Below are 24,259 nucleotides of genomic sequence, written 5' to 3' on the forward strand. Positions count from 1 at the left end.
GTATGAAACAACGCATTGCGATTGACATGGACGATGTCATGGCTGATACCCACGCTAAGTTCATCAAGCTTTATCTGGAAGGCGACATGCCCCGCTACACACTGGAAGAGCTAAAGGAAAAATCGTTCCATGAACTGTTCGACGAAAACGAATACAAAGCCATCTCCGAGCGCGTCTATGAAGTAGGTTTCTTCCGCGATATTCCGGTTATGGAAGGTGCGCAGGATGTCATTGCCAATCTGATGGAAAAGTACGACGTTTTTGTTGCCTCGGCGGCCCAGGAGTTTCCTAATTCACTACGCGAAAAATGGGACTGGCTTCAGGAACACTTCCCGGCTATTTCCTGGCATAATTATATTTTTTTAGGTGACAAAAGCGTGTTGAATACCGATTTTCTGATCGACGATCTACCACGTAATCTACGTACCTTTCAGGGTGAAGGATTATTGTTCGACGCACTTCACAACCGCGATGACCAGCAGTTTCAGCGCGTGAAGTCTTGGCAGGAAATAGCCAAAATATTGTTGTAAATCGGTTAGCGGGGTGGTGTGAGTTATTCGTAACTGACACCACCCCGCTAACCGATTTACAACCAAAACAAAAAGCCCCAAGTTGGGGCTTTTCTGTTATTGACACCTGATGAAACTACGCTTCTACTTTTTCATCAATGAGACGATCGTGACCGACTTCGTGCTGGGCTTTCTTGGCTTCGGCAGAAGGTCTCAACCGAACAATGTGAAGCTTATGCAGAATTCCAATTACCGGGTAGGTAGGATCGAATTCAAACCATTTAGCACCGAAGTTAGCCGCGTTAGGCCGTTTGTGGTGGTTGTTCTGAAACAGTTCGCCCATCATAACCACGTCCAGAATCAGCGAATTTTTTGATTGATCATGGTTATCGAAGTTCGAATAACCGTATTTGTGACCGCTCCAGTTGATGATTGCACCGTGTACAGGCCCCATGACGAAGTGAACCGGTAACAGGAAGAAGAACGCCCAGTGCATGTCCAGGTAAATGAAGGCGAAAATGTAAAACAGGCTGTACAGAACGCCCCAGCCAGCCCGGGAAACCCACGAATCACCAACTTTCTCGATAAAATTCCATTCTGGATAATTCCGGTCGAACTGCCGCTCGATGGCTTGCTTGCGGTGCAAAACGGCGTTGTAAATATTTTTCGTCTGCCACATCATCGTGAATACGTTCTTCGTGTGATGGGGAGAGTGAGGATCTTTTGGCGTGTCGCTATAGGCATGGTGCATCCGGTGCAACACGGCATAAGCGCGTGGGCTCAGGTAAGATGACCCTTGCGATACGTACGTTAACAGGTAGAAAAACCGCTCCCAAAACTTGCTCATCGCGAACATTTTATGGGCCGAGTAACGGTGTAAGAAAAATGTTTGGCAAAACAGGGACAGATACCAATGTCCGAGGAATGCGGCCAGTACAATCACAATATTGACTGTTTAAAAGGTGAACAACCGAGTAACCTAAAAATACTCCTACAAAACTAACGAAATTTAATCCGTTTTGGGTTGCCTTCTCCAAATAATACTTTAAATTATTTGAAAACAGTCTAAATGGGATTTGTCCATTTATCGGCTTTGCCAAATCAGATCAATTTGTCGTAGTAGCATACTGCAACAGATTAGCGCCCATGCGCAAGGCCTGCTGCCGCATAGGCTCGGGATCATTGTAAACGCTTTGGTCTTCCCAACCGTTCCCCAAATCGCATTCGTAGCTGTAAAAGCACACCAAACGCCCCTGGTAAATCAACCCAAACCCCTGGGGAGCTTTGCCATCATGCTCGTGCACTTTCGGCAATCCAGCAGCGAACTTAAACTTTTGCTGATAGACGGGATGGTTAAAAGGCAATTCGACAAACGAAAGTTCGGGAAACACTTTTTTCATCTCCCGCCGAATAAACTTATCCAGGCCGTAGTTGTCGTCAATGTGCAAAAAACCGCCCGCCGTCAGATAGCGACGCATATTTTGCACATCAGCCTCGCTAAACGATACGTTCCCGTGTCCCGTCATGTGGATAAACGGATACCCAAAAATGTCAGGGCTGCCGGGCTCCACAATGTCTTCTTCGGGAAAGATGTTCATCCGTAGGTTGGCATTAGCGAACTTAATCAGGTTTGGCATCGAGGTCTTGTTGGCGTACCAGTCGCCCCCGCCGTTATACTTCAGTTTGGCAATTTTATAAGCATACTGGGCAACCGTCACCGACAGCGTTGCCTGGAGGAGAAATAACGTCAGCAGTAGCTTTTTCATACGTTTATAAAGTTTAATACCTGACAAGCTGTCAAAGCCGCTGTCTCTGTGCGCAGGCGATTCGCGCCGAGCGTCACCATCTGAAAACCGGCATCCTTGGCCTGTTTAATTTCCTGTTCTGAAAAATCACCTTCGGGTCCAACCAAAACGACGTAATGCCCTCCGGTCGTAGCGGCTTTAGCCAAATGATCAACGGGTTCATCGTCGGGTAAATGCGCAATAAACCGCTGCTTGTCCCCTACGGACGAATCGCTTAACGTTTTTAGCATTTCCCCAAACGAAACGGCTTCGTCGAGTTGCGGCAGATGAGACTGGAGCGACTGCTTCATAGCCGCAATGGCAATCTTCTCTAACCGCTCCAACTTCAACACGCGCCGTTCGGAATGGCTACCGAAAAAAAAGGTAATTTGTTCAATACCAATCTCAACCGCTTTTTCAATAAACCACTCGATCCGGTCGCTATTTTTTGTCGGAGCAACACAGATTTGAACGGAGAACGGACGTGATGGCGTCGATTGGGTGTCGATGATCCGATACGAACAGCGTCGATTGTCGGCCTGGGTAATAACGGCGGAATACCGATTTCCGTGTCCGTCCGTTACGGCAATCGCATCGCCAACTCCTAGTCGTAACGTTTTAATAGCATGGCGAGAATCGTCTTCGGTCAGGTAGGAAACGGATTCAGGCTGATAGAATAAATGCATGGAAGCAAAAATACACATTCTGTCGGTTTGACGTTGCAACAAGCGTCGCTACGGCGTATAGACCACCTTCGGATTTTTCAGGCTTTTCATGGCCTGTTCCAGCCCGTTCAGGGTTAGCGGAAACATCCGGTTGCCCGACCACGCGCGAATAAGCTTCGTGCTTTGGGTGTATTTCCAATAATCGGCTATGCTGGGATTGAGCCAGACCAGATGTGGATACTGAGTTTTAAAACGATCAAGCCAGATAAGACCAGCCTCTTCGTTATAATGCTCGATGCTTCCCTTGACTGATGTAATCTCGTAGGGCGACATAGCCGCGTCGCCCACAAAAATCACTTTGTAATCTTTAGTATACTTATGCAGCACCTCCCAGGTTGGCACCCGGTCGCGACGGCGCTGGTTGTCTTTCCACAAGGTCTCGTAAACGCAGTTATGAAAGTACAGAAACTCCAGATGTTTAAATTGGTAGCGAGCCGCCGAAAACAACTGTGAACACAAGTCGATGTGCTCGTCCATTGAGCCGCCCACGTCGAAAAGCATCAATACTTTTACCTGATTCCGGCGCGAAGGCTGTAGTTGAATATCCAGCAAACCGGCGTTGCGGCTTGTGCTGTCTATTGTCCCGTTGATATCCAGTTCGTCGTCAACTCCCTCACGGGTGAGGATACGCAACCGACGAAGGGCCATTTTCAGGTTACGCGTGTTCAGTTCAACGTTGTCGTCGAGGTTTTTGTAGGCTCGGTCTTCCCAAATTTTTGTTGCCCGCCGGCTTCCCGTTGATGGCTCCTTATCTCCCGGATTCAGGTTGAACCCTTCCGGCGAACTGATGATGCCGCTGTTGCCAAATGGTGAAGATCCACCCGCCCCAATCCAGCGGTTCCCTCCTTCGTGTCGCTCATCCTGTTCATTCAGCAACTCCCGAAATTGCTGCCAGAGGGCATCCAAACCTCCTTCGGCTTCGATGGCCTCCCACTCTTCGCGTGTCAGTCTATTTTCCAGCGTATTGATCAGCCAGTCGGGCGGCACTTCCGGTAAATTAGTTACCTGTTCCGATTGCTTACCCGTCACGTATTCGCCAAACAGTCGATCATATAAATCCAGATGCTGTTCGTGCTTGATTAGGGTCGTTTTGCTCAGGTAGTAAAAGTCCTCTATAGTCGTACTGCCGACATTACTCCGCAGAGCCGACAACAACGTCAGGTATTCGGGCAACGTGACGGGCAACGCGTGTTGACGCAACAGCAGAAAGAAATCGAGAAACATAACTAGTGGAGAGCAACGTGATTTTGTGATCTACTCTGTTCGCTCTTAATACGGTCGGCCTCCTTTTTTACGGAGAGCAGTCATCAGGTCGGTATCCTGTTCATTCTTGAGCAATGCACCCAGGTAAGGTGGCAATTCATTCAGCGTGTCCAGATCGTTCAAATCGTCGTGCGTTACGCCAGCAACCAGCAATAACCGTATCCAGTCGATCAGCTCGCTTGTCGATGGTTTCTTTTTAAGCGCTTTCACGTCGCGGATAGTATAAAAAACCGACATGGCTTTCGCTACCAGTTCCTGCGCCAGATGGGGAAAATGAACCGTAACGATCTGCTGCATCGTGTCCGAATCCGGAAAGCGAATAAAATGGAAAAAGCACCGACGCAGAAAGGCATCGGGCAATTCTTTTTCGTTGTTGGACGTAATGATGACCACGGGCCGGTGTCGGGCGCAGATTGTCCGCTTCAACTCGTAGCAATAGAACTCCATCCGGTCGAGTTCCTGAAGCAAATCATTGGGAAATTCAATATCGGCCTTGTCGATCTCGTCGATGAGCAAAACAGCCTGTTCGTCGGATTCGAAAGCATCCCAAAGCTTTCCTTTTTTGATGTAGGCTTCGATGTTATTGATGCGGTCCGTCCCTTCGCTGCCGCTACCAAGCTGCGAATCCCGCAATCGGGAAACAGCGTCGTATTCATACAGCCCCTGCTGAGCCGAGGTAGTCGATTTAACGTGCCAGGTGTAAAGCGGCATTCCCAACGACTGCGCAATTTCATAAGCCAGCAACGTCTTGCCCGTACCCGGTTCGCCCTTAATCAGAAGGGGTTTCTGGAGCTGGATAGCCGCATTAACAGCGGTACTAAGTTCGCGGGTGGCGACGTAGGTATTGGTGCCCGAAAAAGTAGTCATTCCTTGTTCGTTGCTAGTCGTCGGTGAACAGTCGTTAGCCACAACCGGTTGGCTATGACTAACGACGGACCGTATTACCTAATTATCTTCCCCATCACTCATGAATGAATACAGCGTATTGTCCAGGTGTAAGGAGTTTGCCTTGAAATTCTGAACGAAGTTTTCAACGACCTCGTCGTTAATTTCTTCTACGTTCAGGCACACGTCCAGACTAATACCGTAGTCAAATTCCGTGTCAACTTCAACGTGTTCCTGCACCTTAACGGTTTCTGTTTCTTCGATTTCCTCGATAATTTCTGTCAGAGCCGTTTCAGCTTCCTCTTCCAGCTCGGGAGCGATTTTATAGTTTGGAGTCCGATCTTCGGGTGGGACATACTCCGGATACGTTTTCTGTACCTGTTCAACGGCCATTTCATAAACCAGACTGCTATGATGGAGCCGAAGTGTGTATACCAAGGCATCAAAGACTACTTCCTGTCCCTGATAGCTACCTGGAAACTGAATATGAACGCATTCGCCAGATTCCAGCACATCAAGATCGTCGTCTTCCACGTAGATGAACGATTTACCTTCCTGCCGGCACTCTTCTTTCAGTGCGTTTATCTCTTCGGGATTAAATCCCTCATTCTTGTAGTTTGCCATGTAACAAAGCTAATGGATAATGTATAATGAACAACAACGACCGCTATCTGTTCAAGCGAGACAGAAAGAGTCGGGTGAACTGCCTTTTTTACGACCGTCACGCAAGCTATTTATTGAAAAACAAGGAATTGCCAACTCTAACAACCGGTTTTCGACAACCACTTGCCAATTGATTAACCGGTAGATTATCTAAAAAGTAGTAGCTTGGTATCCGTAAAATTATCGTTAAACGCACTCCATTCGCGAACTCACCTATCAACTTTACTCCTCTGACCGTATGAAATCAATCCTAATAACCGGCGCTTCGGGCAATCTGGGTACCAGCCTCGTCGAAGTGCTACACCAAAAGGGTTATCACGTTATTGCTACGCTGGGTTCAGCCAGAAATCTGGACCTGTTTAATCACCTTCCCAACGTCGAAAGCTACGTAGTCGATCTGTTGGATGCAGGCAGTGTGTCAGATTTTCTGGACAAAATAGCCGGTAAGCCCATTGATGCTGCGGCTTTACTGGTGGGTGGTTTTACGGCTGGTAGTATTCAAGACACCGATATTGACGCGTTGACGACCATGTACCAGCTCAACTTCGTCACCGCCTTTGCGATGGTAAAACCGTTGCTGGCAACATTCGAAGCGCAGGGCGGTGGCCAGTTTGTGTTGATCGGCGCTCGTCCGGCACTAGAGCCTGAAATGGGTCAAAACCTGGTCGCTTACTCGCTGAGCAAATCCCTTGTTTTTGCGTTAGCCAACCTGATCAACGCGCACGGAAACGGCAAACACATTTCGGCAACGGTGATTGTCCCCGGCACCCTTGATACGCCCGCTAATCGGGAAGCCATGCCCGACGCAGATCCTGCGACGTGGGTTAGCCCGGATGCTATCAGTGAAACCATTGCCTTTGTTTTGTCAGATACGGGCAAGACCATTAGCGAACCGGTATTCAAATTTTACAACCAACCGTAACGTTCTATCCAACGCTTTGCTCACGGGAGGAGTCCTGTTTTTAGAACCAGCGAACCGGTTAAGTAAGTATAGCTGCTTATACCAGCCAATTGGCCATATCGGCAACGCCGGCAGTATAATTTGCGTACTTAGCCTAGTAATACCTACCCAGCGTACTATGAGAAACATCTCGCTTCTTGTCTTTTTTGTCAGCTTAATGTTGTCGGCACAGGCTCAGGAAGTCGTGATTGATACCAGCTATTACGCCCCCCCGCCCGTAGTACGCCAACGATTGCTCAAGGAAGACCCCGATGACAACACCAGCAGCCGAGAAGTCAGGGAAAGTAACCGGGCGCAACAGACGTTATTGAATCAACTCAATGAGGTTCAAAGCTGGTACGTGAGCGCCGAAGGTGGCTTGCGCAGCGATATTAGCCGGTCGAGTAATTCATTTGGCGGCCTGGTCAGCAACTCCACGCCAACGAAAGTAGTCTGGAGTGTACTGGTTGGTTATACCTACCGCAATGCCTGGAGCCTCGAAGCGGGCTATACGCGCGCACCGACTCACCTGAACATCACCATTGCCAGTAATCCAGAGCCGCTTGTTTTTAACTACCTTAACAATGGTTACGGGATACCCATACGGCTAAAACGTCGTCTTGGTTCGGGAAAGCAGGCAGCGAATGGCACTGGTTTCTGGGTTACCGGAGGAGCTTGGCTCACGCCCAACGGAAATAGCCAGACCGGCGATTTCAAACTGATTGGTTACAGCTACGGCAGCCGCAACCGGGTCGATACGATCCGCCTAAGCAACACAACGGCTGTTTTTAAAAGCATTACAGGTATCGCCGAACTGGGCCTTGACTACGCAGCCCGGCTATCACCGTCTTTAGAGTTAGGCGGCTACGTACGAAAATACTGGGGGCTGGGCAACGCGCTCAAATCGGATTTGACCTACACCGTCAATAACCGTTCGACGGAGCACGCTACGATCACGGCGGACGGTAGCGGCTGGGGCTTTGGGATTACGCTGCGCTACATCTACGGGCGTCAACACGAGATGAAAAAGACGGACCGCCACGAACGCACTTTGAACGATCAGGGCTTCTGACTTAAACGAGCCGAACGAAGCGTTATTTTTTGCAAAACCTGCTCACCGACTGCTTTGCCCATCACCTGCCCGTTGGTTATGGCTTCCCGGTAATGAATGCCGCCGTACAAGCGACTAATTGCGGCTTCCTCAGCCGCCTGATTGAAGGAGCGAAACTTGCGAGACGGTAAGCCATACGCCATCTCAGTACTATCGACAAAGGAAACTTGCTTGCCAAAAACCTGCGATAGAACAACCGCCGAAGCCGTCGATACAACGCTATGGCCACTGGGATACTCCGGAAAGGGTGGCGTTTGCAGCAGCGGTCGCCAGCTTTCGTCCAGATGAGCGTTGATGTACGTTTCGGGCCGAATGACGTTGTATTGGTATTTTTCGTACCAGCAGCCAATAAAGCTGTCGTATAAGGCAATGGCGGTTAGCGTATAGGCAGCGCTTGTTTTCATCAGATCCGCTTTGGTCTGGCGCGCAACCTGTCCGGCAATGGATAGCCAGTGACCACCCGGCGACAGTTTTTTACTGGCAAAATTCAAGTGTCCCTGAGTATTCAGAAAGAACGGGTTACAATCCCAATAGCTGGCAATCAGTCGCTGCTCGGGAGTCATGTTTTTAACTGCTTCGTAGACCTCCCGCGCCGACTCCCGGAAGGGGCTTTTCTCACTCGTGCTGAAAGACGGCGGCCCCACCGTTCGGCACTGGTTGGCGGAGTCCAGGGTAAAGGGTTTTATTCGTCCCCAGTAGGGTTCCACGGCAGCCATATAGCCGGGCGGGGTGGGTGCCCACGCACCCGTCTTCTTTGTGGGTGCATACCGCCGGAGCGAACGAGTCTGCCGGTAATTGTCTTCTTTGGACCATACCATAATGTGCTGCGCGACCTGCTCGCCGTACGCTTTCGACGCCTGTATGGTCTGTTCTGAGTAGCCCGCTGCTTTTACCTGCGCCCAAAGACGAGCGGTGCCCTCGTCAAAGGTATTTTCAGAGAAGATCATCCCGCGCCCTGTCCGCAAAAAAGCTTCGGTGGCGGCCAGCGCCGGATCACAGGCAGCATCTGGTTTAAGCGTCAATCCGGGCATCGACCGAATCTGTCCAGCCAACGAGCGATAATCACTGTGCGGAAAGGATACCAGCGTTTCGTAGGCAGCAATGTGGGCGTAAGCGTAAATACGAGAGGCTACCGGGGGCGAAAACACATCGGCCACAATGACATTGGTCAGCAGTTGTTGCGCTGAATGCAACCAGCGTACCTCTTTCACCACCGACGGTCCTGGGCTTGGCGCTTTCAGGCTCATCAAGAGCCCCGCCGTAAGAAATAAGAACAGTCTTTTCATCGTTCAAAACCAACTAAGGGCCCATCGTTGACAGTGAACAGCAATCGCTGGCGACCCGCTGCGGACCGAACGCTAACCACCTGCCGCACATCGCCCCCCGCCCAGATACCCGCCTGCCGGGGCGCAACGGGCTGAAACTTCCCCCGGCCATCCCCCCGTAGCAAACAGCCAAAGCTGGCCGAGCAAGGCCCGAACTGCACGCGGTACGGATAGAAATTCCCGGCTACCAGCAAATCTTTTTTGCCGTCGGCGTCCAGATCTTCCCATAGCAACGCACTCCCCCTCGATAATTGCGCTTCCGTTGGCAATGGTTCAAACTGAAATTTCCCGTTCCCCGTATTCACGAAAACGCCCGAAGCCAGTTGCTTGACCGATACAATCGTTGCCTGACCCAGTTGCTTCGGTGTGAGAATGTCGGGTACGGTAGCGTCCGCGTATTGGCGATACCGGGTAAACTTCTTGCGCAACGGCACCACCTGATCAAGTAACTCATCGCGGGAAGCTACAGGATAGGCTTTTCCTTGAATGTAGTACGTCCAGAGTGGGTCAACCACTCCGTCGTTGTCAATATCGGAAGCGGTAATCTGCATGGGTTGCTTGGCATCGGCACGAAACAAATTGTTCAATCCGGCATTGCCCGCAATAAGATCGGTGTCGCCATCCCCATCAACGTCAGCCGCCAGCAGACTGGCCCACATGCCTTCGGTATCAGCCAGTCCAGCCGAAGCGGAATCGTCGGACAGTTTTCCATTCTGATTGTCGAACAAACGTACTGCCATCCAATCTCCCGCCAGAATCAGCTCTGGAAACTTATCATTGTGTAGATCGGTCCATACAGCGGCCTGTACCATACCAATCGTTCGCAATCCAGGAGCCAGCTGATCGGTAACATCGGTAAATTGCGCGGCTCCGCCAGCGGGTGTATCATTCCGCAGCAAATAACTTGGGGAAGGCAACGGAAACGAACCTGGCTTGCCGCGTCCGCCGACAAACAAATCCAGATCACCATCACCGTCCATGTCGGCAGCCGCAACCGCCAGCTTACTGCTTCGCATCGGCGGCAAAGCCTGCATGGCGCGGGTAAAACCACCTTTGCCATCGTTCAAGTAGAGTCGATCCTGGTATTCGGGTGAACCCTCTTCGTACTCATTCCCCCCACTGGCTACGTATAAATCCGCATCACCATCTTTATCCGCGTCGAAAAAGAGGGCGTTGACATCCTCACTAGCGGCATCGGCCTGCCAGGGTTGCCCATCCGCCCGCTTGAACGTTCCGCTGGTTTGTTGAAGCCATAATTCGCCACGTTGTCCAACGGCTCCCCCCAGAAAAATATCCTCCAGACCGTCCGCGTTCACGTCGGCTTTGGCCAAGGCAGGCCCTAACCGTGACAGTTCATACGGAATCAGTACCTCGACCTTGAAATCAATAAAATCATTTTCGCGGTGTTTGTAGGGCAACAACTGATTCATTACCAACGGCCTGAACAGGGCCGTTTCTGAATTGTTGAAAGAACGAGCCGGACTAGCATCGGCCTGTCCCAGCGTAAGGATCTGGTCAGCGGGTACATTCGTCAGCTGACTTTGCTGTCCGTCCGGCCAGTAGACCGTCAGGCGACGTACGGTTGCTTGTTTACCCAACCCAAAATGAATCGTTGGTTCAACCGACGCCTGGTAACCGCGCACCGGATAAGCCTCCTGCAACTGGCGCCCATCGGGCGTTTCGAGCACGATTCGGGCACCTACCGCTTGCGTATTGGCTCCTTTTCCCTGTAATCGAATCCGTAAGAAATGCGCTTCCGAACGGTTTTTCTCGGCGTTATTCCGGTAAAGGGCAACCGGTTCGTTTTGCTTGCAAACGATTAGATCCAGGTCGCCATCACCGTCGAAATCCGCGTAAGCCGCGGCCCCCGACACGGCGGGTATCGTCAAGCCCCAGTTGGCCGATTGATTGCTAAAGGTTAAATCGTGGTTATTGCGAAAAGCGTAATTGGTCGGTCGATTTGAGGGCATTTTCCGAACCAGATCGACGGTCTGAAAATTCAGGTTGCCTTTGGCGGCTTCTTCCAGCTTCGCTTCGGCAACGGTGTATTTCATAAAATCCAGGTCCGTAAAATCGCGCAGGTAACCGTTGGTCACGAATAGGTCTTTCCAGCCATCGTTGTCCAGATCCGCCAGCAACGCCGACCACGACCAATCGGTTGATGCCACACCCGCCATCTGTCCAACTTCACTGAATCGCACCTGCTGACGGCTATCACTTCCCCGATTCAGTTGAAGCATATTCCGCATCTGCTGCCGAAAATAGCCGCTGTCGATCAGCATCTGGTACGAGTCGTACTCGTCCGGGCCTTTAAGCATCTTCTGCCGGTGATTGTCTTCCGGCAACATATCAAGCGTGACTACGTCTGGCAGCGTGTCATTGTTGTAATCGGCCAGATCACAACCCATCGAGAACTTGGACGTATGCGTCATTGCCGTTCGCAGCGACTCTTTAAAGCCGGTGTGATGTCCGGCCCCATCGTGCTGGTTCAGATACAGACAATCCTGCTCGGTATAATCGCTGGTCGTGTACAGATCAGGCCAGCCGTCGCCGTTGAGATCGCTTACGCCCACGCCAAGTCCGAAGTTAAGCGGGTTATTGACAATACCCTCCGCCAGTGTTACGTCCGTAAACTGGTTGGCATCATTTCGCAATAGCCGGTTTCCAAATCGCATATCCGGCGTCGCCCGGATCTTGCGCGTGTTCAGAAATGGGTTGTAGGTATGGTTGGAGTGATTGAGGACAAAAACGTCCAGATCACCGTCGCGGTCGTAATCAAAGAAAGCGGCCTGAGTCGATTGCGTACCGGGCAGATCGAGGCCGAACTCCTTAGCACGCTCCCGAAACCGGGGTACACCGTCAGTCACGCCTTCGTTGATGAACAGTTCGTTCACCAATTTTGCGGCAGGGTATTTTCCCGAGTGGCAAACGTACACATCCAATCGGCCATCACCATTCACATCGGCTACGCTCACACCCGTTGCCCAGGTTCCATTACCCGCAACGCCCGCCCGCTCAGTTACATCGTCAAAATGCCAGCGGCCTGTCGCCCGGTCAGCTTTGTTCAGGTAAAGTTTATGCGGAACCGTATTGCCCGAAAAAAATAGATCCGGCTGACCGTCGCCGTTGAAATCACCAACGCCAACACCATTGCCATTGTACAGGTATTCGTACCGAAAAATGTTTAGCGAATCGGTTTCCGTCAGGCTATTGACAAAACGAACATTCGTTTCGTCGGACGACAACAGCGTAAACAGCGGAGCCGGGTCTGAACTAGTATCGGGCCAGAGTACGCCTGCCAGAAAGCAGACCGCAGCCAGCAATGTCTGGGATGTCCACATAGTGCGTTAATCAAGCCGAAGATTTTCGTCGCCGGGTTCATAAGCTACGTACAGCAACAGCAGCGTCAGCATTTCCTGATCGCTACGCATCTGCCCATCGGAGGTGATCAGTTTGGGGGGTTTGTTTGGATTTTGTAGGTTTCCTTCCGTATTGTCGTACGTGCCAACCACGTTGATAACCGCCCCTGTCGGCAGCACGACGGGTTTCTGATACCGGTAAAGTTCCTGCCACCGAAAATCCCATTCCGGAATTCGTACCAGTGGTAAAGTATCGGCGTTGGGTAATGTAGCGAAAGCGGTAAACCGTTTGCCAATCTGGTGCATGTGCGGCCAGGCGTACAACAACGTAATAGGCTGATTTCGGTACGCAATGCGCAGTCGAGTGGTTAGGCTATCGCCCCCAAAGACCAGCAAAGGAGGAGTAAGTTCTTTCTCGCCAATGCCGCCCGACCCTAAGCTAATCACCTTCACCGTTCGTCGGATAGGTTTCTTGGTAAAGAAAAAATTGACGCCACTCAGGTTCTCGATGTCTTTGGCTGCGGGTCCGAAATGAACCGTCAGCAGCATGACGCCCCGTTTGGGCATCACCCAGCCCATATCCGTTGGATACGTGTCGACGGTAGTGCCGGGAATCCAGCCGCCGTAATAAGTCATCTGCTTCTTATAAGGCATCCACTCCCGATACCGCGACGCGTCTTCGCCGTTTAGGTTGACCTGCGAGACAGTGTTGTTCAGATCAATCGACGGATCATCAACCGGGTGGATGGCAAAATTGGCGTGGTGAATACTTTTCTTATCCGTCGAGGTGAACTCAATCGCTTCTACGTTCGCTTCCTGAGCCAGTTCAAACGGAATTTTAAAGACCATAAATCGTTCGACACCATCGCCAACCAGCTTAAACGGCTGCGTCATTTTCAGGGTCAGATCGGGTACGCGGTGGTAGCCCGTACCCGCATCGGCCCGGGCCAGCAATGCTTTCTCGGCGTCGGTATTGGCTTTCCCTTTTGGCATCTCGGCGTCGATCCAGTCGGTAAGCGTTTTGATCTGCTCCGGGCTCAGGCTACGTTTGTTGGCAAAGGCAACGTAATGATCATCAGCGCGCCAGGGCGGCATATAACCCGTCTTTACAACCTTCCGGATAAATTTTGCCCGCTTGGTTACGTCTTCGTAGGTGATGAGTGAAAAGGGTGCCGCTTCGCCCGGACGGTGGCAAACTGCGCACTTAGCGTGAATCAACGGCTGGACATCCTTGTAGAAGGTTGGTTTCTGCGCGTAGCCACTCTGAGCGATCAGAAACCAACTTAACAAAATCAGGTGCGCAAGGCACTGCTTCATAACTAGTCAAAAAAAAGCCAACCCGCCGGCCTGGCGGGTTGGACATAAAGTTACATAAAATTCAGGAAATTTCTATTCCGATTAGGTAATTACACCTACGGACGATCCCACCACACACGACCGGTAGCATCCTGCGGATCAGTACCAAAACCGCTTTCTTTAGCCATTTCGTCCAGAGCGGCTTTGCGGTTTGCGTAGTTCGGATCGTTGACGTTCGGAATACCCAGCGGTGCACGACGTGGTACGGTCAGCGTGGCTCCGTTTGAGATCAGCGCTGGTAGCGGCAACGTCGAAGATGGGTTAGGAATACCCGTCCGTTTCCAGGTGGCCCAACCTTCCGACGGCTGACGCAGGAAGTGAATGTATTCCTGGCTGGCAATCAGATCCATTGCTTTTGCTGCGTTGAAAGCGACTTTCGCGTTCGACAGGTAAGCCGCTTTCTCGGTAGCTGTCATTGGCGTATAATTCGTCAACTGGGCTCCCTGAGCAACTGCATCGTACCAATCCAACGAAGCCGTTACGCCCGTTTCGTACCAGGTTTTCGCGCTTTCGCTCGTAACAGCCTGTGCAGCTAGCTCGGCCCGCATGTAGCAGAAATCAGCGTAGGTAATCACCGGGAAGTAGTTACGGCCCGTTCCAGCGGTACCGGCAGCATCAGCGTAACCTGCCTGAAACAAACGAGGCTGAATGTACGACAATGTATCGATTGCGGTACGGTTACCATTCAGGGTCAGGTAACGAGGGCTATAATAGCGCTGAACGTTCTGGGCAGTCCGAGCGGCATCCGGGCTTGTAAATCCACCCAGATAACGACGCGACTCTTTCGTGCCAGCGGGTAATTGACCACCCGAAATCAGCAGATCAATGTTAGCCTGCGAATAACTGTTAGGCGTAAAGTACGCATCTAACCGGGGGTCCTGCGTATCCCACATGAAATCGACCAGTGGTTTTCCGGCCCGTAAGTTAGCGGGGTTCCAGTTGGCATCACTGCCGCCCGTGAAGCTGGCAGGCGTAACAAACACCCAGCCATCCGTATTGCTACTCATCAGATCAGTCGCTGGCGAACTCAATACTTCGGTAGCAATTGCTTTCATCGTAGCCTGATCCCGTTTAGCCAACCGCATCGCGATTTTTAACCGCAACGCATTTGCGGCTTTAACCCACTGCTGCGTATTGCCTGCGTAATACTGATCGTTCGAACCAAGGGCAACCTGTGACGCCGTTTGAGGTGTTTTCAGGACTGTAATTGCTTCTTTCAGTTCACTGTCAAGCGTAGCAAAGATGGTTTGCTGCGGGTCATACTTCGGCGTCAGCGTACCACCATAACGAGCCTGGAAAGCTTCGGTATATGGAATGCTGCCGTAAATATCACTCACGTAGAAGGTGTAATACGCCTTCAGAATCCGGGCAATCCGTATCATGTGTACGTAGCGAGGCTGCTCTTCAGCGGCCAGGTTACCAACCAGCTTTTCTACATCAACCAGCGTGTTACCAACCCCGTTGTATAACCGGCCGTAGCGCTGCGAGAAGTTGTCGTATACCTGCGTAAAGTTCTGCCCGTTCCCGTTTACACCCGTCGAATATTGCATCCACGGCATGATACGCTGGTACAGATCGTAATACGCTTCAAAATCCTGACCATGCAGTGAGATTGTTGCGTTCAGAAACTGGTTGGCAGGCGGAACACTCGTTAACCCTTCCGGGTTAATGTTCGTTTCCACAAAGGCTTCCTTCTGGCAACCGCTGAACACCAGCGTTCCTGCCATCAGTAGTCCGGAAAAATATTTTTTATAAGAAATCATCATTGCGTAAGTTCAATTATAGTACTTGCTGAATTAAAGTCCAACGTTGACCGTCACCCCGATATTGCGGCTGAAAGGCAGACCGCCGTACTCCGCAAATTCACCTGCGTTGTTGCTTTTCAGTGATTGTGGGTTGATGCCGTCCTTGGCAGTCCGATACAAGTAACCCAGGTTACGGCCTACAACGCTCACTCGGAGTGATTGAATTTTAACTTTATTCAACAGCGTAGCCGGTACTTCGTAGCTAACTGATGCTTCGCGGAGAGCTACCCATGAGTTTTCGAATACCGAATACTCGCGGATACCTGATCCCCAGTTCGACAGGTTGTCGTAGTACGCATAAGCCGGAACAGGAGTTAGGTACCCTTTGTCTACCGCTTCTTTGTACGACATACCACCCAAGTCAACCTGCTTGCCATCTACCGTAGCCGTTACTCCTTTATTCAGGATTCCGTCAGGAATGATACCGTCGTTGCGTTGTACGCCCTGCGCATCCGTGAAGGCAATACCACCCGACTCCGCATTACGGCCAGAAAGGCTGTTTTTGAAACTACCGTTTGCCGATCCATACGCGTGCGTAGCCGACGCCATCACACCACCGATTTTAGAATCAACCTGTAACGTAGCTGCAAACCGGCCGTACCGGAAGTTGTTGACATTGCTCAACAGGAATTTCTCCAGCATGGTACCAACGTCTTTAGAACCTTGACCCGCTGCACCACTGCGCAGGTACGTCAGATAACCACCGGTTGTACCACTGGCAGCACCGATAAGTTTCCGACCCTGATCGTCACGCGCATAGGCATACGATGTGTTGATCGTTCCGTAATCACCACCTACGCGGGCAATCGACTGAATGTCGGCACCGAAGGCAAGACTTAATTGGTACGTATCAACGCCTTCGATCAGTTCCAGAATCTTGTTGCGGTTCCGGCTAAAGTTGAAGGACGTGTTCCACTGGAATTTGTCAGTTTTAATTGGCGTACCCGTCAGCAAGATTTCAACCCCACGGTTCAGGATTTTACCACCGTTGGCAAGCCGTGCTCCGATACCGGCTTCCGTCGCTACGGGTAATTGGAAGATCTCGTTCGTTGTCAATTTATTGTACACAGCGAAATCGATGCCCAACCGGTTGTTGAAGAAGCGTAGATCAGCCCCTACTTCCCACTCGCGCGCCAGGCGGTTACGCAGGTTATAGTTCGGAAGGATATTATCCCGGAAACCGTACTGCTGAAGCTGACCGTTAACCGACGTAAAGATACTTCCTGCCGAGTAGAAACCCGTCTGGTTTGTCCGCCAAGCATCCGTGTCACCACCCGTGAAGCCATAACTCGCCCGTAGTTTACCGAACGATAGTTCTTTCGGCAGGTTTTTGATCGACTGCGTGAAGTCCCACGCTAAACCAACTGATGGATAGTAGTATGAGTACTGACCTGCCCCACTCGCATAGGTCAGCGCCGATGAATAGTCGATCCGGTTAGTAAAGTTGAGGAACAGAGCGTCTTTATAGCTCAGATCACCATAGGCGTAAATAGCATCCGTCCGTTTCGATGAAGCCAGACGATCACCGCTGATATCAGCAACAATTGGGTTGATCGAATTAGGCAGGGCAAACTGACCTGGAATCCGTAAGCCACCATCCGTGCGCAGACGATACTCACGACCACCGTTGATCCGGTTGGTTTCGCCACCAGCCGTCAGGTTCAAATGGAAGAGCGGGCTCAGATCCTTGTTGAACGACAACAAGGCTTGGATACGTGACTGGCTGTTGTTCTGTGAGTATTGAGAGTATTCACCACCCGCAAAACCTACACCAGCACCCAGGTTTTTGTTTTCTGTCGCGTAGTTTTCGTTCTGAACGTTAGCCCGTACCAGACCGGTCAACCAAGGCGTAAAGTTGAAGTTTACGTCAACATTACCCCGGAAAATTTTCTCCCGACGTGTCGTTTTATACTGAAACGTCTCCCACATGAACGTTGTGATGTTGTAGGGATCAGCGGCCCCCTGCTTCCGGCCACCCAGCGGTGATGCGTAGTTGTTAGTCCAGTAGTCGATATCCAGACTCCGTGGCCGGTTATACACGAAACGGAAAACCGGGTTGAAGTTACCACCCTGACGAATTGGGTTCAGGTTGTTGTTGTCGGTGTAGTCAGCCGAAACGTCGAGGCTAACCAGCTTACCTAATTTCTGCGTAGCCCGAACGTTGAAGTTGTTCCGCTTCATTTCAGCACCAGCTGGCATGATCGTGTTGTTGTAAAGATTCGAGAACGACGCCCGGAACGACGACCGGTCGTTACCGCCTTCTACCGCTACGTTATGGTTGATGAATTTACCCGTCTGGAAGAAGTTCAACGGATTGTTGGCTTTCCAGGGAATCATGCGACCATCGATGTCCTGCACCATGTGTCCATCCAGTTTAGGACCGAATGAGTAAGGCCAGTTCTGGGTATCAACTAAGTCCGTACCATTCGCTGATTTGGCAAACGTTGGCGAGATACCAGCACCGTATTCATTTTGTACATCCAAAAACCGGTACGCTGTTTCGAACGAAGACGTGTGGTTGTAGGTAACGCCCAGACCTTTCTGCTCACGACCATGTTTCGTCGTGATAACAACGACACCATTCAACGCTTCTGAACCGTACAACGAGCTGGCAGCAGAGCCTTTCAACACCGTCATCGTTTCAACGTTGTCGGAGTTGAAGTTTTTCATGATGTTACCGAAATCCTGAGCAGCACCCCAAGAGTCAGCACCCGTAGTGGCCGGACGAATCAGTACGCCATCGATAACGAAGAGTGGCTGCGTGTTAGGGCTCAGCGACGCGTTACCCCGGATACGAATCCGCGAAGACGACATTGGTCCGCCCGCGCCCTGATCGATCTGAACCCCGGCTACTTTACCTTGTAAAGCGTTCACCAGGTTGGCGCTGTTAGCGCGTTCCAGATCCACCCCTTTTACTTCCTGCGCGGCATAGGAAAGCTTACGCGTTTCCTGCTTGATACCAAATCCGGTTACAACTACCTCACCAAGCGTTTTAGAATCGTCGGCTAGGTTGATGTTCAGTTCGGTGGCATTACCAACAGCAACTTCTTTGCTAACAAATCCAATGGCCGACACAACCAGCGTTGCCGCACGGGCAGCTGGCAAATTAAGCCGGAAGGTTCCGTCAGCTCCTGCTGTTGTTCCCGTCGTCGTGCCCTTCACTTGAATAGTGGCACCCGGAAGCGGATTGTTTTGACTATCGCGCACAGTTCCCGTGACGGTAGCCCTAGCCTGCGCCAGAGTCGGCAAACACCGAATCATGACCAGCAACATTACTAGTAGTAATTTTTTCATTCGTGTTAGTGATTATTTAAAGAGATAAAATAGGTAAAGAGTGCAGGGTTATTACCTAGAAATTCTATCGTTACTGCAATCCTAAGAAAATTATTTCGAATTTAATATGTAGTTAATATAATTTTTTAAAAACTTTGGCAAAAAACCGGCAAAGTACAATGCTATCTAAGTAGCTCAAAGAAATGTCGGGCTTTGCGTTCTTAACCAAGTATTCGTTCGGCTAACCGACCGTTTAGCAGTATTATCGGCTTACACCATGAATTCAGCTCTATTCCTTGATGAGGATTTACCGATTTCGCAGTCGGTTGTGGATTATAAGAAAAAGCAAAAGCAACGTAAAGTTCTCGCTCACTTATATGCGGAAGGCAATTGTACACTAGCTCATTTGGCAAAGCTCCTGCACAGCAGTGTCCCTTCCGTTACCAGCCTCGTCGATGAATTGGTCAGTAATCAGTGGGTAACCGCCATCGGTACCGCAACGGGCAATAACGGTAGACGCCCGGCTCTGTTCAGCCTGAACACGAGTAACCAGTTTGTGGCTATTCTCGATATCAGTACGCATGATACCAAGATCATCTTCATGGACTCGCTGCGCAAAGTGGTCTTTCGTCGGGATTATGATTTGCGACTGGTTGATAATCCTGCGTTCCTATCTACGCTGGTTCGTCATTATGCCAATACCCTCGCTGATTCAGAAATTGACCCATCCGACGTATTGGCGGTTGGTATATCCATGCCGGGTCTGGTTGACGCCCGTCGCGGTTTAAACCTGACGTACAAGAACTTAAGCCAGGTTAACGACTCGTTACCGCGTTGGTTTTCGGAGCAGTTGCAAAAGCCCGTTTATTTAATCAACGACACCAAAGCTACCGTACTGGGCGAAAGTCGCTTCGGGCGGGCGAAGGGTAAAAAGCAGGTCCTGGCGATCAATATTGACTGGGGCGTTGGGCTGGGCATCGTTGTCAACGGCGAAGTCTTTCAGGGAACCAGTGGCTTTGCGGGTGAACTAGGCCATATTCAGGTCGATCCGGCGGGTGAACTTTGCTACTGCGGTAAGATTGGCTGCCTGAACACGATTACATCAGCGTCGGCGCTGGTTCGTCGGGTGCAACGCGATATTACCGACGGGCAGATTTCGAAACTGGCGACTTTTCGCGATACTGTTGACCAGATCGATATTGACGAGCTGATCAACGCGGCCCATCAGGGCGACTCCTACGCGATTGACATGCTGCACGAAACAGGTTATCAACTGGGCAAAGGGCTAGCCGTTGCCATTAGCCTCTTCAACCCGGAAATGATCGTTGTTGATGGCATTCTGACCAAAGCAGCGTCCTTTATCCTGAACACAATCGAACAGGCAATCAGCAAATACTGCCTGTTCGATTTCCGAAATGACCTAACCATCGAGATAACCCAACTGAACGGCACCGCCAAATGGCTGGGTACTCATGCGTACGTGATGGAAGACATTTTCGCTACGTATTGAGCCGACCGTTCAGTGAGTTAGGGATGGCCTTATTTGACAAATAAAAGCTCCCGGTATTTTACCAGCGGCCAATCTTCGTCATCAACGATTTGTTCCAATTTATCAACCTCATAGCGAATACTATCGAAGTGATTCTTGACTTCGGTTGCGTATAGCTTGGCGCGTTCGGTCGTATCTTCGACGTTGTTTGCTTTCTTGCGCGATTCAATCATCGCTTCGACGCCTTTCTTGATAACCAGTACGCGGCTTGAAATTTCGCGCAGAATATCTTTGATCGGTTCCGCTTCGACGGTCATATCTAGTTCAATTAGATTCCGGGCGGTTTCGGCGAGTTTGTTCTGGTATTTAAGCGCCGTTGATACAACGTGGTTCATGGCCAGATCACCCATCACCCGCGACTCGATCTGCACATTTTTGATGTACTTTTCCAGTTCGATTTCATAGCGCGATTCAACCTCGGCATGATTCATAACACCCGTCCGCTCAAACAAGGCCAACGATTCGGGCTGAACAAAAACGCTCAGGGCTTCGGGCGATGATTTAAGGTTTGAAAGGCCACGCTGGGCCGCTTCCTCGACCCACTCGTCCGAATAGCCGTTGCCTTCAAACAAGATCCGCTTGCTGTTGGCGTAGTATTCTTTGAGAATATCGACGATAGCCAGTTCTTTCTTTTCGCCTTTTCCCAATCGCGCATCCAGATCCGTTTTGAACTTATTTAGTTGGTCGGCGACAATCGCGTTGAGTATCGTCATGGTCGACGCGGAGTTCGCGGAGCTACCCACCGCCCGGAATTCAAATTTGTTGCCGGTAAACGCAAAAGGCGACGTTCGGTTGCGGTCGGTATTATCGCGCATCAGGCTGGGAATCCGGTTCAAGCCGAGTTTGTAATACACGTTATCGCCTTTATTTACTGTAATTTCCGATTTGGTTTCCAGGTCATTAAGCGCCTGGGTCAGCGTTTCGCCCAGAAAAACAGACACAATAGCGGGGGGCGCTTCGTTGGCCCCAAGCCGGTACTCGTTGCCCGCCGATGCGATGCTGGCCCGCAGCAGGTCGGCATTGTCGTGAACGGCTTTCACAACGTTTACCAGAAACGTTATAAACCGCAGACTTTCTTTGGGACGCGTACTCGGAGCCAGCAGGTTGACGCCCGTATTGGTTCCCATCGACCAGTTGTTGTGCTTACCGCTCCCGTTAATACCAGCAAACGGTTTCTCGTGAAAGAGAACCTTTAGGTTGTGCTTTTCGGCGACCCGCTCCATCAAGTCCATCAACAGCGCATTGTGATCGATGGCCAGGTTCACCTCTTCAAATGTCGGCGCTACCTCAAACTGACCGGGCGCTACTTCGTTATGGCGCGTTCGAACGGGCATCCCCAATTTCATGGCTTCGAATTCAAAATCGACCATGAACGCGTTGATGCGCGGAGGAATCGAGCCAAAGTAGTGATCGTCCAGTTGCTGACCCCGCGCGGGCGAATGACCAAACACTGTTCGGCCTGCCAGCACCAGGTCGGGCCGGGCGTAGAAAAGGGCCCGATCCACGACGAAATATTCCTGTTCTGGTCCGAGCGTTGGAATGACTTTCGTGATGTTACGATCAAAATACTGGCAAACGGCAGTAGCTGATTTGTCGAGCGCATTGAGCGCTTTAAGCAGTGGCGTTTTATAGTCAAGCGCTTCCCCCGTGTACGAGATAAACACCGACGGAATACAAAGGGTCTTCCCTCCTGCCCCATTGTCCATCAGAAACGCGGGCGATGAGGGGTCCCAACCGGTATACCCCCGCGCTTCAAACGTGTTGCGCAACCCACCGTTGGGAAACGAAGACGCATCGGGTTCCTGCTGTACCAAGGCACTCCCCTTAAATTTTTCGATGGCTTTTCCGTCGATGGTAATATCAAAAAAAGCGTCGTGTTTTTCGGCAGTTTCGCCCGTTAGCGGCTGAAACCAGTGTGTATAGTGCGTAGCCCCTTTGGCCGTTGCCCACGATTTCATGGCGCTGGCGACTTCATCGGCAATGGCCCGGTCGATTTGCCCATTGGTACTAATCGCTTCCGTTACTTTCAGGTAGGCTTCAGGCGATAACAGCGCCCGCATCACTTCGGTACTAAAGGTATTGCTGCCAAAAAAATCGCCAACGCGTTCAGTAGGAGCGGTTACGGGTATTGCCTGACGGCTTTGGGCAATCTCAAGCGCCTTAAAGCGAAAATTGCTCATTCGAGACTGGGTGGTTTAGGATGAAAAACTCGTCAAACTTAGAAAAAAAGCCGGAAAGCAAATAGATAGACGAAAGCGACTACGACAAATTCAGCAAACGCAAAAAGCCCGACTACTTTCGTTGCCGGGCTTTTCGAGGGAAGACTAAAAAATAGACTCCTATCTTCAGTTACTTGTTTAGTCTTACGCTTCCACGACATCAGCCGCTTTCACGGTCTTGATGATAACAGCGGCAACTTTGTATGGATCAGCCGCCGAGTTCGGGCGACGGTCTTCGAGCCAGCCTTTCCAGCCGCGTTCTACCGTTGCGATAGGGATACGGATCGAAGCACCCCGGTCCGAAACACCGTACGAGAACTGATCGATTGACTGGGTTTCGTGCTTGCCGGTCAGACGCAGGTGGTTGTCAGCGCCGTACACGTCGATGCAAGCTTTGATAATTTCCGGTGTTTTACCGAAACCTTCGCAAATTCTGTCGTACGTTTCTTTGCTACCAGCGGTGCGAAGCGTCGAGTTCGAGAAGTTAGCGTGCATACCTGAACCGTTCCAGTCGGTGTCGCCCAGGGGCTTGCAGTGCCAGTTAATCGAGATACCGTATTTTTCACCGATCCGCTCCAGGATATAGCGAGCAACCCAGATCTGGTCACCGGCTTCTTTAGCACCTTTTGCAAAGATCTGGAATTCCCACTGACCCGTTGCTACTTCGGCGTTGATACCTTCTACGTTCAGACCTGCATCAAGGCAAGCGTCGAGGTGTTCTTCAACGATGTAACGACCATATGCGTTATTAGCACCTACCGAGCAGTAGTATGGACCTTGTCCGCGGGTTGGGAAACCTTCGGCAGGGAATCCTACTGGCTTATTGATGGATTCATCCCACAGGAAATATTCCTGCTCAAAACCAAACCAGAAATCATTGTCGTCATCTTGAATCGTTGCCCGACCGTTGGTTTCGTGTGGTGTACCGTCTGCGTTCAATACTTCACACATAACGAGGTAACCATTTTTACGCTGTGCATCAGGGCAGATAAAAACAGGTTTCAGCAGGCAGTCCGACGAGCCGCCAGGAGCCTGTTCGGTCGAAGAACCGTCAAAAGACCACATAGGGCAGTCTTCCAGTTTGCCCGAAAAATCGCCTTCGATTTTAGTTTTAGAACGCAGACTTTGGGTGGGCTTATAGCCGTCGAGCCAAATGTACTCTAACTTCGACTTTACCATGGTATACAGGTGGATTGTTTTGAGATAGGGTTATTGTTACGATACTTCGGCAAATATAGAAGGACGTAACCATAAATTATTAATGCTTTACCCCCATCTAACCGTATTTCTTATGGATTTTATAGAAAAGTTATAATCTAAATTCGTTTGATCCTGTATCAAACCATATTTCCCGCCTAATTTTAACTAACTTGCAAGAAGTACAGGAAAGCCGAAAAATAAAGGTCAGCGAGCGATCCTTACCTTTAAAATGACCTGATTTGGCGGGAAAACAAAGCGTTTGAACCAGTTGACGCCTATAGCCAACTGGGGCT

At 50.7% G+C, this 24,259-nt stretch carries 17 protein-coding genes; 4 read left to right on the forward strand and 13 right to left on the reverse strand.

All coding sequences use genetic code 11. From position 1 onward, the window contains the following. Positions 1-2 precede the first annotated feature (2 nt). The gene (locus LQ777_RS14805) at positions 3-530 is read left to right on the forward strand and encodes a 5' nucleotidase, NT5C type (RefSeq protein ID WP_232558702.1); all 528 of its coding nucleotides are present in this window, start codon (positions 3-5) and stop codon (positions 528-530) included. Between the two features lie 115 nt (positions 531-645). On the opposite strand, the gene LQ777_RS14810 is transcribed toward LQ777_RS14805, so the two are convergent. The 6 genes from LQ777_RS14810 to LQ777_RS14835 all read right to left on the reverse strand — a co-directional run bounded on the left by LQ777_RS14810 (position 646) and on the right by LQ777_RS14835 (position 5,790). Continuing rightward, positions 646-1,452: an acyl-CoA desaturase gene (locus LQ777_RS14810; protein WP_232558703.1), complete on the reverse strand. Its 807-nt coding sequence runs from the start codon at positions 1,450-1,452 to the stop codon at positions 646-648. 163 nt (positions 1,453-1,615) lie between these two features. Next, positions 1,616-2,275 (reverse strand): DUF4159 domain-containing protein, encoded by a 660-nt coding sequence (locus LQ777_RS14815; RefSeq protein WP_232558704.1) that lies wholly within the window; start codon positions 2,273-2,275, stop codon positions 1,616-1,618. Continuing rightward, positions 2,272-2,979: a 16S rRNA (uracil(1498)-N(3))-methyltransferase gene (locus LQ777_RS14820; RefSeq protein WP_232558705.1), complete on the reverse strand. Its 708-nt coding sequence runs from the start codon at positions 2,977-2,979 to the stop codon at positions 2,272-2,274. The genes LQ777_RS14815 and LQ777_RS14820 overlap by 4 nt, the downstream gene beginning before the upstream one ends. A gap of 48 nt (positions 2,980-3,027) precedes the next feature. After that, the gene (locus LQ777_RS14825; RefSeq protein WP_232558706.1) at positions 3,028-4,242 is read right to left on the reverse strand and encodes a vWA domain-containing protein; all 1,215 of its coding nucleotides are present in this window, start codon (positions 4,240-4,242) and stop codon (positions 3,028-3,030) included. A 45-nt stretch (positions 4,243-4,287) separates the two neighbouring features. After that, the gene (locus LQ777_RS14830; RefSeq protein WP_232558707.1) at positions 4,288-5,148 is read right to left on the reverse strand and encodes an AAA family ATPase; all 861 of its coding nucleotides are present in this window, start codon (positions 5,146-5,148) and stop codon (positions 4,288-4,290) included. A gap of 78 nt (positions 5,149-5,226) precedes the next feature. Then, a complete protein-coding gene (locus LQ777_RS14835) occupies positions 5,227-5,790 on the reverse strand; it encodes a hypothetical protein (RefSeq protein ID WP_232558708.1) in 564 nt (187 codons plus the stop codon). Between the two features lie 277 nt (positions 5,791-6,067). On the opposite strand from LQ777_RS14835, the gene LQ777_RS14840 reads away from it, so the two are divergent. Together LQ777_RS14840 and LQ777_RS14845 are read left to right on the forward strand one after the other, a co-directional pair. Further along, positions 6,068-6,751, forward strand: coding sequence for an SDR family NAD(P)-dependent oxidoreductase (locus LQ777_RS14840; RefSeq protein ID WP_232558709.1), 684 nt, complete (start codon positions 6,068-6,070; stop codon positions 6,749-6,751). A gap of 157 nt (positions 6,752-6,908) precedes the next feature. Then, the gene (locus LQ777_RS14845) at positions 6,909-7,841 is read left to right on the forward strand and encodes a hypothetical protein (RefSeq protein ID WP_232558710.1); all 933 of its coding nucleotides are present in this window, start codon (positions 6,909-6,911) and stop codon (positions 7,839-7,841) included. On the opposite strand, the gene LQ777_RS14850 is transcribed toward LQ777_RS14845, so the two are convergent. The 5 genes from LQ777_RS14850 to LQ777_RS14870 form a co-directional block, all read right to left on the reverse strand. Beyond that, entirely contained in the window at positions 7,829-9,166 is a 1,338-nt protein-coding gene (locus LQ777_RS14850; protein WP_232558711.1) for a vanadium-dependent haloperoxidase, read from the reverse strand. The two genes, LQ777_RS14845 and LQ777_RS14850, sit on opposite strands and share 13 nt — an antisense overlap. Next, positions 9,163-12,546, reverse strand: coding sequence for a VCBS repeat-containing protein (locus LQ777_RS14855; protein ID WP_232558712.1), 3,384 nt, complete (start codon positions 12,544-12,546; stop codon positions 9,163-9,165). The genes LQ777_RS14850 and LQ777_RS14855 overlap by 4 nt, the downstream gene beginning before the upstream one ends. 6 nt (positions 12,547-12,552) lie before the next feature. Then, positions 12,553-13,881: a c-type cytochrome gene (locus LQ777_RS14860; RefSeq protein WP_232558713.1), complete on the reverse strand. Its 1,329-nt coding sequence runs from the start codon at positions 13,879-13,881 to the stop codon at positions 12,553-12,555. Positions 13,882-13,976: 95 nt separating this feature from the next. Then, positions 13,977-15,686 (reverse strand): SusD/RagB family nutrient-binding outer membrane lipoprotein, encoded by a 1,710-nt coding sequence (locus tag LQ777_RS14865; RefSeq protein WP_232558714.1) that lies wholly within the window; start codon positions 15,684-15,686, stop codon positions 13,977-13,979. Between the two features lie 30 nt (positions 15,687-15,716). Beyond that, a complete protein-coding gene (locus LQ777_RS14870; protein WP_232558715.1) occupies positions 15,717-19,019 on the reverse strand; it encodes a SusC/RagA family TonB-linked outer membrane protein in 3,303 nt (1,100 codons plus the stop codon). 256 nt (positions 19,020-19,275) lie between these two features. On the opposite strand from LQ777_RS14870, the gene LQ777_RS14875 reads away from it, so the two are divergent. Further along, positions 19,276-20,508 (forward strand): ROK family transcriptional regulator, encoded by a 1,233-nt coding sequence (locus LQ777_RS14875; protein ID WP_232558716.1) that lies wholly within the window; start codon positions 19,276-19,278, stop codon positions 20,506-20,508. Between the two features lie 29 nt (positions 20,509-20,537). On the opposite strand, the gene LQ777_RS14880 is transcribed toward LQ777_RS14875, so the two are convergent. Both LQ777_RS14880 and LQ777_RS14885 read right to left on the reverse strand, forming a co-directional pair. Next, positions 20,538-22,727 carry a glutamine synthetase III family protein gene (locus LQ777_RS14880; RefSeq protein ID WP_232558717.1) on the reverse strand — a complete coding sequence of 730 codons (2,190 nt, stop codon included), beginning with the start codon at positions 22,725-22,727 and terminating at the stop codon, positions 20,538-20,540. A 183-nt stretch (positions 22,728-22,910) separates the two neighbouring features. Continuing rightward, positions 22,911-23,945 carry a glutamine synthetase beta-grasp domain-containing protein gene (locus tag LQ777_RS14885; RefSeq protein ID WP_232558718.1) on the reverse strand — a complete coding sequence of 345 codons (1,035 nt, stop codon included), beginning with the start codon at positions 23,943-23,945 and terminating at the stop codon, positions 22,911-22,913. Between the last annotated feature and the right edge of the window lie 314 nt (positions 23,946-24,259).

The organism is Spirosoma oryzicola, from assembly GCF_021233055.1.
Classification (GTDB): domain Bacteria; phylum Bacteroidota; class Bacteroidia; order Cytophagales; family Spirosomataceae; genus Spirosoma; species Spirosoma oryzicola.

Bases quoted from the DNA above. Each gene is read 5' to 3' on its own strand.
- LQ777_RS14825 (WP_232558706.1), bottom strand. From the start codon at position 4,242: ATGTTTCTCGATTTCTTTCTGCTGTTGCGTCAACACGCGTTGCCCGTC.
- LQ777_RS14835 (WP_232558708.1), bottom strand. From the start codon at position 5,790: ATGGCAAACTACAAGAATGAGGGATTTAATCCCGAAGAGATAAACGCA.
- LQ777_RS14860 (WP_232558713.1), bottom strand. From the start codon at position 13,881: ATGAAGCAGTGCCTTGCGCACCTGATTTTGTTAAGTTGGTTTCTGATC.
- LQ777_RS14880 (WP_232558717.1), bottom strand. From the start codon at position 22,727: ATGAGCAATTTTCGCTTTAAGGCGCTTGAGATTGCCCAAAGCCGTCAG.
- LQ777_RS14820 (WP_232558705.1), bottom strand. From the start codon at position 2,979: ATGCATTTATTCTATCAGCCTGAATCCGTTTCCTACCTGACCGAAGAC.
- LQ777_RS14875 (WP_232558716.1), top strand. From the start codon at position 19,276: ATGAATTCAGCTCTATTCCTTGATGAGGATTTACCGATTTCGCAGTCG.
- LQ777_RS14870 (WP_232558715.1), bottom strand. From the start codon at position 19,019: ATGAAAAAATTACTACTAGTAATGTTGCTGGTCATGATTCGGTGTTTG.
- LQ777_RS14865 (WP_232558714.1), bottom strand. From the start codon at position 15,686: ATGATGATTTCTTATAAAAAATATTTTTCCGGACTACTGATGGCAGGA.
- LQ777_RS14850 (WP_232558711.1), bottom strand. From the start codon at position 9,166: ATGAAAAGACTGTTCTTATTTCTTACGGCGGGGCTCTTGATGAGCCTG.
- LQ777_RS14815 (WP_232558704.1), bottom strand. From the start codon at position 2,275: ATGAAAAAGCTACTGCTGACGTTATTTCTCCTCCAGGCAACGCTGTCG.
- LQ777_RS14830 (WP_232558707.1), bottom strand. From the start codon at position 5,148: ATGACTACTTTTTCGGGCACCAATACCTACGTCGCCACCCGCGAACTT.
- LQ777_RS14885 (WP_232558718.1), bottom strand. From the start codon at position 23,945: ATGGTAAAGTCGAAGTTAGAGTACATTTGGCTCGACGGCTATAAGCCC.
- LQ777_RS14845 (WP_232558710.1), top strand. From the start codon at position 6,909: ATGAGAAACATCTCGCTTCTTGTCTTTTTTGTCAGCTTAATGTTGTCG.
- LQ777_RS14855 (WP_232558712.1), bottom strand. From the start codon at position 12,546: ATGTGGACATCCCAGACATTGCTGGCTGCGGTCTGCTTTCTGGCAGGC.
- LQ777_RS14805 (WP_232558702.1), top strand. From the start codon at position 3: ATGAAACAACGCATTGCGATTGACATGGACGATGTCATGGCTGATACC.
- LQ777_RS14840 (WP_232558709.1), top strand. From the start codon at position 6,068: ATGAAATCAATCCTAATAACCGGCGCTTCGGGCAATCTGGGTACCAGC.